Below are 9,526 nucleotides of genomic sequence, written 5' to 3'. Positions count from 1 at the left end.
CAATGCGGCTTGTTTCGCTCGAACTTCGCTTTCGCCATCCTGTCGCTTCCTTGTCCTGACTAAATCTTGTCCAAAATCACTCAATCTTCTCGCCGACCTGTCGTCGCAACCGGACCAAATTCCTGTACCCGCCACCATCTCCACCGCCAAATGCAGCCAATGCGGTGCGCCGGCAGTCTGTCTGGAGCGGGTGATGGGAATCGAACCCACACAACCAGCTTGGAAGGCTGGGGCTCTACCGTTGAGCTACACCCGCGTGGAGCCAGTGTTCCGTTTCCGATTGAACGATTATTTCTCCGTCTTCGCCTGTTTTCCGCGCCAAACCTGACATCACCGTTCAAAACGCGCCCTGGTGGAGGGGGTTGGATTCGAACCAACGTAGGCATAGCCAACGGGTTTACAGCCCGTCCCCTTTAGCCACTCGGGCACCCCTCCGTCGACGCGATTTTTCTGTTTTGCGAGCCGTCGCGGCGGCGTGCGCACTATCTGTATTTGCACCCTGTTGTCAATGATTAAAAGACACCAAAAGAGGCCTGCCGCGCCTGCGCTATTAAGCAGTGCGGCAACCCTCCGAATTACGCTATGTTACATTATGGCAAATCTACAGAAATCAATGAAAAAGCGCAACCCGTCAGGCGAGCATCGCAAACATTTGATGTCCCGGGGCGAAAGCGGCCCGCAGACCGCATGGCTTTACGGCTGGCACACGGTCCGCGCAGCGCTGGGCAATCCCCATCGCGCCGGCGGACGACTGCTGGCCACGCCGGAAGCCGCGACGCGCCTGCGAATCGATTTTCCCGACGCTGCTCCAGAACCCGTCGACCGCGCACTGCTTGACGCGCTGCTGCCGAAGGGCGCCGTACATCAGGGAATTGCGCTCAACGCACCGCCCCTCGCCGAAATGTCGCTGGATGAATTTCTCGAGGATCCGGTCGCGGATGCCCTGCTGGTGGTGCTCGATCAGGTCACCGACCCGCATAATGTCGGCGCCATCCTGCGCAGCGCGGCCGCCTTCCGCGCCGCGGCGGTGGTCGTTCACGACCGCAGCACCCCGCCGACGACCGGTGTCCTGGCCAAGGCGGCCAGCGGCGCGCTGGATATCGTTCCCCTGTTGCGGGTCGCCAATCTTGCGCGGGCGCTCGAAGCACTCGGCCGGGAAGGTTTCTGGCGGATCGGCTTCGACAGCGACGCGGCGGGGCTGATCGGCGACGCGCCGCTGGACGGACGCACCGCCCTCGTTCTCGGCGCGGAAGGCAGCGGGCTGCGGCGGCTCACCCGCGAAGCCTGCGACAGCCTGGTCCGTATTCCCGCCACGGGGCCGCTGGCCTCGCTCAACGTATCGAACGCGGCGGCCATAGCCCTGTATGAGGCGGCGCGGCGCCGGAGCCCGCCGGAAACGCCGGCATGACCATCCCCAACCAGCGGCATCTGTTCGATATTCCCGCCGATATCACATACCTGAACTGCGCCTCCTATTCGCCGCTGTTGCGCAGCGTTGTCGCCGCCGGCGAAATGGGCCTTGCCCGCAAGGCGCATCCCTGGGAGCCGATTTTTCACGACGCGGAGGCGGAAGTCGAACGGGCGCGGGATCTGTTCGCGCGCATCGTCGGCGCCACGGCCGACGATATCGCCGTGGCGCCGTCCACCAGCTACGGGATCGCCACCGCCGCCGCCAATCTTGCCGCCGGTCCGGGCCAGGACGTCGTGGTGCTGGAACAGCAGTTTCCGTCCAATTATCACGCCTGGCGGCAGCTCGCGGCGGATTCAGGCGCGCGACTGGTCGCGGTGCCACGGCCGGCGGATGGCAACTGGGCAGATGCCGTCATGGCGCATCTGGGCCCGGATACGGCGATTGTGGCCCTGCCGCCGTGCCACTGGACCGATGGCAGCCGCGTCGACCTCGTCCCCATCGGCGCCCGCTGCCGGGAAATCGGCGCCGCCTTCGTCATCGACGCGACGCAGTATATCGGCGCCGCGCCGCTCGACATTGCCGAACTCCAGCCCGATTTTCTCGCCTGCTCCGCCTATAAATGGCTGCTCTGCCCCTATACGCTGGCGTTCCTGTACGCCGCGCCGCACCGGCAGCGGGGCCGCCCCCTGGAGCGGCGCACCGATGCGCCGGTCGAAAACGCGCGGCGCTATGACATGGGCGAACGCTACAATTTCATCAACATGCCGATGGCCGTGGCCGCCCTGACGCAGGTGCTGGACTGGACGCCGGCGGCGGTCGCCGCGACCCTTGCGCCGCTGACCCGGCGCGCCGCCGATGCCGCGCGCGAGCGGGGCCTCGCCGTGCCGCCGGACGCCCACCGGGTGGCGCATTTCATCGGATTGCGGCGGCCCGGCGGCCTGCCGGAAGGGCTGGACAGGAAACTCGCCGAAGACGGCGTTTACGTCGCGCTGCGCGGCGACGCGGTCCGGATCAGCCCGTACCTGTTCAGCGATACCGGCGATATCGACCGGTTCTTCGCGGCGCTCGACCGGCATATTTGACGGCGGTTTTGAAAATGTCCCGCCGCGATCAAACTGTTCTATCCGGCATAAAGATCAGATTCACGATGCCGACTCGATCCAGGCGCGGACCCTGTCTATAGGGGCCGGACGCTGGATGAAATACCCCTGAACCTCCGTCGGCCGCAATTCCGTCAGCAGTTTCCAGTCCTGTTCCGTCTCCGCGCCTTCCGCGACAGTGACAAGGTTCAGCCGGTCCGCCAGTCCGATTGTCGCTTCCAGGATTGCGCGCTGCACCGGATTGTCATGCGCCTCAAAAACGAACATACGGTCGATCTTCAACTCGCCGAATGGAAACCTCAGCAATTGGTGCATGCTCGAAAACCCCGTCCCGAAATCGTCGATTGAGAGCTTGATTCCGTTCAGATGGAGTCGCGTCAGGATGTGAAGCGCCGACTGCAGATCCTCGATCATGGCGCTTTCAGTAATTTCAAGTACGACATTTTCAGGCCGCAGGCTCCACCGGCGTATCGCATTGATAATGTACTCGGTGAATGTCCGGTCTTTCAGCGACGCCGTGGAAAGATTGATTGATACGGAATTGATCAGGCCATCATGTATCAGCGATGCCGCTTCCCGAAGCGCCATCGCGATAACCTGTTTTGTCACATCATCAATCAGGCCCTCGCGCTCTGCGACAGGAATAAAGGAATCCGGCCCGACAAGCCCCAGATCCGGGTGATTCCAGCGGACCAGCGCCTCCATTCCGGTCGGCCGGCCATCGGAGACAGTCACCTTGGGCTGGTAGTGGGCGATGAATTGCCGTTCACGAATTGCCGTTTGCAATTCGGCGACCGATATATCGACAATGGGCCGAACCTTGACTGCCGTTTCGGTTGAAGCTTCCAGTATCCGGACAATGATGCCTTCCAGCGCATTGCCGCTGACCGGTTTGGCCAGCGCGCCCATGACGTTCAGCGAATTGGCCTGTGCGAATTCCGAAGCCGCATGAAGCGCCTGTTCCTGACGGGAACTCTGAATGACAATACCGGCGCTGGTTTTCAGTTTCGCCAGGAACTCCATCGTCTGAATGCCGTCCACCCGCGGCATCTCAAGATCGCAGACGATGAGATCGACATCCCGTCCGGAGGCCCGCAGAATCTCCATCGCCTCGGCGCCGTTCGCGGCTTCCAGGACCGTTCCGACATGCAGACGCTGCAGCGCCCTGGACGTCGCCATGCGGACGAAAGCATCGTCGTCGATGACCAGGCAGATCAACGCGCGACGTGACGCCAGTACGGAACGCAAGGGCGAAGATGTCAATGTGCCGGCCCGGCCCGGGAAATTATATTGGCGCGGGTCTTTTCGACGACATCGGCAACCTGCGCCAGCACGTTGTCGACATCAGCATCGACACCCCCCGTCAGAACATCGCGAAGATTGTCGAGCAACCGGCTCAGCGGCACAGCACCCGCCGTTCGCGCCGCACCGGCGAATCTGTGTACGGCCCGATCAAGCACGTCCCTGTCACCCTCCCGCGACGTCAGCAGTTCTTCATAATTCCCTGTCATATTTTCAAGAAAGCTCGCCAGCAACGCGTTGATTGCCTCGTCGTCATCGCCAACCAGTTCCGCCAGGATACTGGTGTCGATAAAAATCGGGTCAGCGGCCTCCGGCTGCACCCTTTCCTCGTCATGGGCCAGCGGCATCCAGCGACGCAGTGTGTCATTCAGGACCTTCAGGCTCACCGGTTTCGACAGGTAGTCATTCATGCCGGCGGCAAGGCATCGGTCCGCTTCACCCAACAGGGCGTTCGCCGTGATTGCAATGACCGTAAGTTCCGGATCGATTCCCGCGTGGCCGTTCCGGACATGCTCGGTCAATTCAAAGCCGTCCATGTTTGGCATGTGACAGTCGGTCATCAGCAACCCGTACTCACCGGTGGCGAGTCGATCCAACGCCAGTTTCCCGTCCTCGACAACGTCGCAGGCGTAACCCAGCCGGTTTAACTGCCGCTCAATGACAAGCCGGTTTGTCGGGTGATCTTCGGCCACCAGAATCAGTTTCCCCGCAGCAAGGGCTTCGTCGCGCGTTGGCGGTTCTACGGCGGATTGCAGGCTGTTCCCATCCTCGGAAACCGCCTTGCTGACGGGAGATGCCCGCCCCACGGCGACCAGAAGCGCATCCACCAGAGCCTTTGCCTTGATCGGTTGCGGAATGGCGACGACGCTCCGATTGCCATGTTCCGGGAACAGGCTCATGCCGGAAGGATCGCGGACAGCGATAACGAGGCGCGTCGCCGGCTCCGCGAGCCGGGCCTCAAACTCCTTCAATCCCGTGGCGACATCGGTTCCAAGGAACTCGCGTTCCATGATGATGACGTCGCGCGTCGCATCCTTGCGCGCGCGCCTGGTCAGGTTTGCCGCGGCATCGGCATTCCTGGCGGATAGCATGGGAATCCCGCATGCCGCCAGGTACCTGCCGGTGACCGCAGCGCCTTCTTCATCCGCCATCGCCACAATCGCCGTAACCCCGTCTATCTTCGGGAATCTGGGCTGAGTCTGCACCGCAGTCGAAGCAATCTCGAGCTGCAGGGTAAACCAGAATGCGGAACCTTTGCCGAACTCGCTTGAATATCCGACCTCGCCCCCCATGAGTTCGACGAGTTGCTTGCTGATCGTAAGCCCTAGACCTGTCCCGCCAAACCGACGCGTCGTGGCGATGCCAGCCTGCGAAAACGGCTCGAACAGAGTCGCCTTGTCCACTGACTCGATTCCAATCCCCGTATCAACGACGGTAACCTTGATGGTCGCGCGGGACATGATCTTCGACGTACATTCCGCGCGGATAAGGATACGCCCGGACTCCGTGAACTTCACCGCGTTACCCACCAGATTGTTGAGCACCTGGCGTATCCGCGCCGCGTCGCCAATCACGCACTCCGGCATGTTCGGGGCACAATCCAGCACCACCGCAAGGCCCTTTTTCCAGCCATTAGGCGCATGAATTTCGCCAACACTTTCTATCAGTCGGGCAGGATCGAAAACTGTATCCTCTATGTCGAGTTTACCCGCCTCGATTTTGGAGAAATCCAGCACATCGTCGATGATCCGCAGAAGCGAAAAGGCGGACTGGCGGACCGTCTGAATCGTCTCCTTCTGATGACCGGACAAATCGGTCTCCGACAGCAGTTCAAGCAGGCCGACAATGCCGTTCATGGGTGTCCGTATTTCGTGGCTCATCATGGCGAGGAAGGCTGACTTGGCGCGTGTCGCCTGATCGGTTTCCCGGACACGGCGAAGGGCTGCCTCCAGTTCCCGCGCATGGTTTTCGGAGTTCCGCAGGGCCCGCTCCAGCGCGGTGTTGCTTTCCCGCAGCTTTTCTTCGCTGCCCTGCAACTGTGACTCCGCTTCCTTGCGATCCGTAATGTCATAAATGCCGGACACGATCATGTCGGTGCCCTGGTATTTCATTCGTTTCGCGGAAATCATCGCCCAGATACTGACGCCATCATGCCGGCGTATGCGGGTTTCGAAATTTTCGATACCGCCTTCCAGCTGGATCCTGTCGAAAAACGTATCCCGGGCGTCCGGCTCTATGAAAAATTCGCGGATGCCACCCCATTGCCGCCCTTCTTCGCCGGGAGATCCCAGCAATTCGTGAGAATGCTCGTTCCCGTACACCACCCTGCGTCCATCCGTCGTCGACAGAATAATCGACATGGGAGCAGCGGAGCTGATCGCATGGAACCGGTCCCGGTTCTCCTGGATCGCTTCGGATTCGCGCGCTTCCATTTCCGTGAACCGGCGGTCGACGACCGTGGAAATCAACGATACGCCGATAATTACAGCGGCTCCGATCGCAACAGTTATGGCAAGCAGTTGCGGCGACAACCCGGCGTCAGGTGTCGGCAGCGACTCATTTGGTACAAAATTTGCCGCCGCCATCGCCGTGTAATGCATGCCGCACACGGCGATGGCCATAACCACGGCGGCAATCGCCTTGTGCCACACCACTTCCAGATTAAACGCGAGCCAGAGTGCCGCCGTCGCAGCGACGACAGCAATGACGATAGACGCACAGAACAAGACAGGATCGTATGTAATCGTCGCACTGAGTTCCATGGCCGCCATGCCTGTATAGTGCATGACGGCGACCCCGAGCCCGGTGGGCAGACCTGCAATACAAATCGTCGACAGTTTCTTCGGCGCCCGACTGACCAGATAGAACCCCGCCCCGGTAAACCCGACAGCGCAAATCAATGACAACGCAGTCAGCGCTGGTGAGTAGTTCAGCGGAACATCAAGTGTTGCCGCCAGCATGCCGATAAAATGCATCGAAAAGATGCCGCCGCCCATCGCAAGCCCGCTGCTGGCAAGCCAGCCCGCCTTCGCGGCGCCGCCGGTCGCGTTTATGCGCCCGCCGATATCCAGCGCGGTAAACGACGCGAACCAGGCAATTGCGAAAGACAGCACGACAAGCGTAGCGCTGTATTGGACGGCCAGACCTTCAACATTCGAAAAAATCAGAGTCGGCATGTTCTCTATTCTGGCAGGGATCAGGTGGCGGCGGGTGGATTTTCCAATGATTGCGGCAATACGTTAAAAAAAGCCGACAAGGTACGTATTTAGTCCGGTTCAGTGGTGCAAACGACCACCAAATGGAGGATGCGATAAAAATTCGTATCGCCTAAATTATCGCCATTACGGCGCTTCCCTGGTGAAATATTCGGGAAAATGGTTAAAAAAGCATATAGCAACGGGGGTCTCCTCACGGCTCTGGCGCTTTGGTTGTCCACCATGCTGGCGACGCCCTGGATTTTGGCGACGCCGGACGGCGCTTCGGGGTCCCTGACAGCCGTATTCAGTCCAGACGCATCCAATGCCGATATGATGCTGGCCGTCGCAAAAGCCGGTGGACTTGTTCTCCGCGCAGGCCGCTTCGACAACATACTTGTCGTCTACGATGAGAAGCCCGGCTTTTCGGGACGTCTAAAGGAGGCAGGCGCGTGGACGATCCTGGATACGCGTTTAGCCGCCGGCTGCCTGCTCATTCCCGATATCGTCCGCCAGAAAACCAATCGCATCCAATTGACGCCGCCACCCGCGCGGGTCGAAACCGCATCGGGGGCCAGCCTTCCAACGGGATAAAACCGCGTATTTCCTGACCAGATACTGGACAGGAAACGCGGCGAAGACGGTGTCTGCGTCGCGCTGCGCGGCGACGCGGTCCGGATCAGCCGGTACCTGTTCGGCGATACCGGCGATATCGACCGCCACTTCGCGGCGCTCGACCGGTATCTTTGACGCCGGCGCGCATTTTGCGTGGATTTTCACGCCGGTTTTGATAATGTCCCGCCGCGAAACAAGTGCCGCAGTAGCTCAGCTGGTAGAGCAGGGGTTTTGTAAACCTCAGGTCGGGAGTTCAAGTCTCTCCTGCGGCACCATCTCATTTATCGGGTTGCAGAGACCACCTAACACCTTGAAAGGTAAGGTTGTTTCTGGTGTTCTATAGCCCTTGTTTCGGCAGTATGCCAGACGCTCCGCAAACGCCAGTCTGAGCACGGTTCTTTTGTGTTCGAAGCGCTCGGAATGCCAGAGTTTACAAGGGTTTGCGAGGAATTCCAGGGTGTGTTCTAGAATTCCATCATAGGTCCGGCGCGGCGTGGGCTGGCCGCTGAGTTTTTCCTGTAGGAGCTCCGGTCCCGTTTCACGACCGTGCGCCGCCGGGCGTTTTTCCGGCACGTCCCGTGCCGGAGTGGGTACGACCGTATTCCGGTCAGGGTCCAGCGTGGGCGTTTCCCCCTGTTCCGGTACCTGCCGGCGTTCGGTTTCCTTGTAATAGTCGCGCCAGCGGATCATCTCCTCGTTCGCCTTGCCCAGCAGCGCCTGCGCCTTCAGAACTTCCGATCCGCCCAGCGAGCGGGATTCGCCGTATTCGCCGGTCTGTTCGTTCTGATAGGTGCGGCCCAGGGTCGCGGTCACATAGGGGCCGTTCCTGCCGTCCTGCCGCCACAGCTTGACGACGATGGGCTCCGGGTAAAGCTGCAAACACATCTCGAAGCCCGTATCCGAAACGTCCTGCAACCCGCCGGGACGCCAGTACTCATCGGCGACGATGTGAAGCGGATTGTACTCATCGGACTCGCCGACGATGTCGGCAAACAAGCCCCCGAGGTTAAGGATTTTTACGTTCTCACCTCGCTTTCGCAGGACACCGGCCAGGATGGGCGTGAGGTCGGCCTTGAAATCGATCACCGTCTTGTCATAGCCCTTCAGGGCCATGACGTTCGTTTCGATTATTTTGGTACTCTTGCCCGAACCGCTCGGACCGACACAGAAAGCCGATGCCTCAAAGTGGGAAAAGATCGGTTCGCCCTTGAAGACGCCCCAATACGGTCCCCAGCCTTTTTCCAGTTCGTGCCGGATTTCACGAAGGTTCCTGATCAGCCCCGCCGTGCCTTTCAGGCCGGTCGGCTTCCGGACACGGACCCAGTCCAGGAACCTGCCCAGAAGCCGCAACCCGTTCGACAGGAGGCTGGCCGATCTCTGCAATGCCGCAAAGCACCGTATTCTACACGTGCGCGGCTCGGGCGCCGAAGCGGCAGCCATCGGGCCTGTGAACTACATCATCGAAGACCTCCGTTATGCGGAGGATTTCATCGCCCGCCTACGGAAGTTCTCCACAGTGTTGAATATCCGAACCCAGATAGAAGACGACGAGATCGCCTATCTCGACGTGCGAACGGAAACGCACAAGCTGACCGGCCCTGATGGTTTCCGCCTATTCATAGATATCTGCAACGAGGCAATCCGCTTCTGGGAAGATTTCCTAAAACCGCGTGACCTGTAAGATAGACGATGCGCGAGCGCCCGTATGTCGTTTATCTCGACCAGAACAAATGGGTGGATTTGGCGCGGGCCGTAAAATCCCCGTCCGATCATCCGGCGCATCATGCGCTGCTGACGGCAATGTCGCGCGACGTGGGAACTGGCCGCCTCGTTCTACCACTCACCGCCGCGATGGTGACGATCGCGCCTTCGAGCGCAAGCATGTCCAGAAGTTCGGGAATGGC

The 9,526-nt window shown here is 60.3% G+C and carries 7 protein-coding genes and 3 tRNA genes; 4 read left to right on the top strand and 6 right to left on the bottom strand.

What is annotated here, in order from left to right:
* Positions 1–182: 182 nt before the first annotated feature.
* Together WD767_04085 and WD767_04080 are read right to left on the bottom strand one after the other, a co-directional pair.
* Positions 183–256 (bottom strand) — tRNA-Gly (locus WD767_04085).
* Between the two features lie 94 nt (positions 257–350).
* Positions 351–435 (bottom strand) — tRNA-Tyr (locus tag WD767_04080).
* Between the two features lie 220 nt (positions 436–655).
* On the opposite strand from WD767_04080, the gene rlmB reads away from it, so the two are divergent.
* Both rlmB and WD767_04070 read left to right on the top strand, forming a co-directional pair.
* Positions 656–1,408, top strand: coding sequence for a 23S rRNA (guanosine(2251)-2'-O)-methyltransferase RlmB (rlmB, locus tag WD767_04075; protein MEX2615254.1), 753 nt, complete (start codon positions 656–658; stop codon positions 1,406–1,408).
* Positions 1,405–2,493, top strand: a complete 1,089-nt coding sequence (locus WD767_04070; protein MEX2615253.1) for an aminotransferase class V-fold PLP-dependent enzyme — start codon at positions 1,405–1,407, stop codon at positions 2,491–2,493. Before rlmB ends, WD767_04070 begins: the two co-directional genes overlap by 4 nt.
* Before the next feature lie 60 nt (positions 2,494–2,553).
* Here WD767_04070 and WD767_04065 read toward each other — a convergent pair whose 3' ends face one another.
* From WD767_04065 to WD767_04055, 3 genes are all read right to left on the bottom strand, one after another.
* The gene (locus tag WD767_04065) at positions 2,554–3,774 is read right to left on the bottom strand and encodes an EAL domain-containing response regulator (protein MEX2615252.1); all 1,221 of its coding nucleotides are present in this window, start codon (positions 3,772–3,774) and stop codon (positions 2,554–2,556) included.
* Positions 3,771–6,989, bottom strand: a complete 3,219-nt coding sequence (locus WD767_04060; protein MEX2615251.1) for an MHYT domain-containing protein — start codon at positions 6,987–6,989, stop codon at positions 3,771–3,773. The genes WD767_04065 and WD767_04060 overlap by 4 nt, the downstream gene beginning before the upstream one ends.
* 492 nt (positions 6,990–7,481) lie before the next feature.
* Entirely contained in the window at positions 7,482–7,730 is a 249-nt protein-coding gene (locus WD767_04055; GenBank protein MEX2615250.1) for a hypothetical protein, read from the bottom strand.
* A gap of 91 nt (positions 7,731–7,821) precedes the next feature.
* On the opposite strand from WD767_04055, the gene WD767_04050 reads away from it, so the two are divergent.
* A tRNA-Thr gene (locus tag WD767_04050) sits at positions 7,822–7,897 on the top strand.
* Here WD767_04050 and WD767_04045 read toward each other — a convergent pair.
* On the bottom strand, positions 7,863–8,819 hold the full coding sequence (locus WD767_04045) for a type IV secretory system conjugative DNA transfer family protein (GenBank protein MEX2615249.1): 957 nt from the start codon (positions 8,817–8,819) through the stop codon (positions 7,863–7,865). The two genes, WD767_04050 and WD767_04045, sit on opposite strands and share 35 nt — an antisense overlap.
* Between WD767_04045 and WD767_04040 the strand changes: the two genes are divergently transcribed.
* Complete coding sequence (locus WD767_04040; protein MEX2615248.1) at positions 8,734–9,303, top strand: hypothetical protein; 570 nt, start codon at positions 8,734–8,736, stop codon at positions 9,301–9,303. The genes WD767_04045 and WD767_04040 overlap by 86 nt on opposite strands.
* Positions 9,304–9,526 lie beyond the last annotated feature (223 nt).

The sequence above is a fragment of the Alphaproteobacteria bacterium genome (genome assembly GCA_040905865.1).
Classification (GTDB): domain Bacteria; phylum Pseudomonadota; class Alphaproteobacteria; order UBA8366.
Note: the sequence above shows the minus strand (reverse complement) of the source record. Positions and strands in the feature narration are given on the sequence as shown.

Bases quoted from the DNA above. Each gene is read 5' to 3' on its own strand.
- rlmB (MEX2615254.1), top strand. From the start codon at position 656: ATGTCCCGGGGCGAAAGCGGCCCGCAGACCGCATGGCTTTACGGCTGG.
- WD767_04070 (MEX2615253.1), top strand. From the start codon at position 1,405: ATGACCATCCCCAACCAGCGGCATCTGTTCGATATTCCCGCCGATATC.
- WD767_04060 (MEX2615251.1), bottom strand. From the start codon at position 6,989: ATGCCGACTCTGATTTTTTCGAATGTTGAAGGTCTGGCCGTCCAATAC.
- WD767_04040 (MEX2615248.1), top strand. From the start codon at position 8,734: ATGACGTTCGTTTCGATTATTTTGGTACTCTTGCCCGAACCGCTCGGA.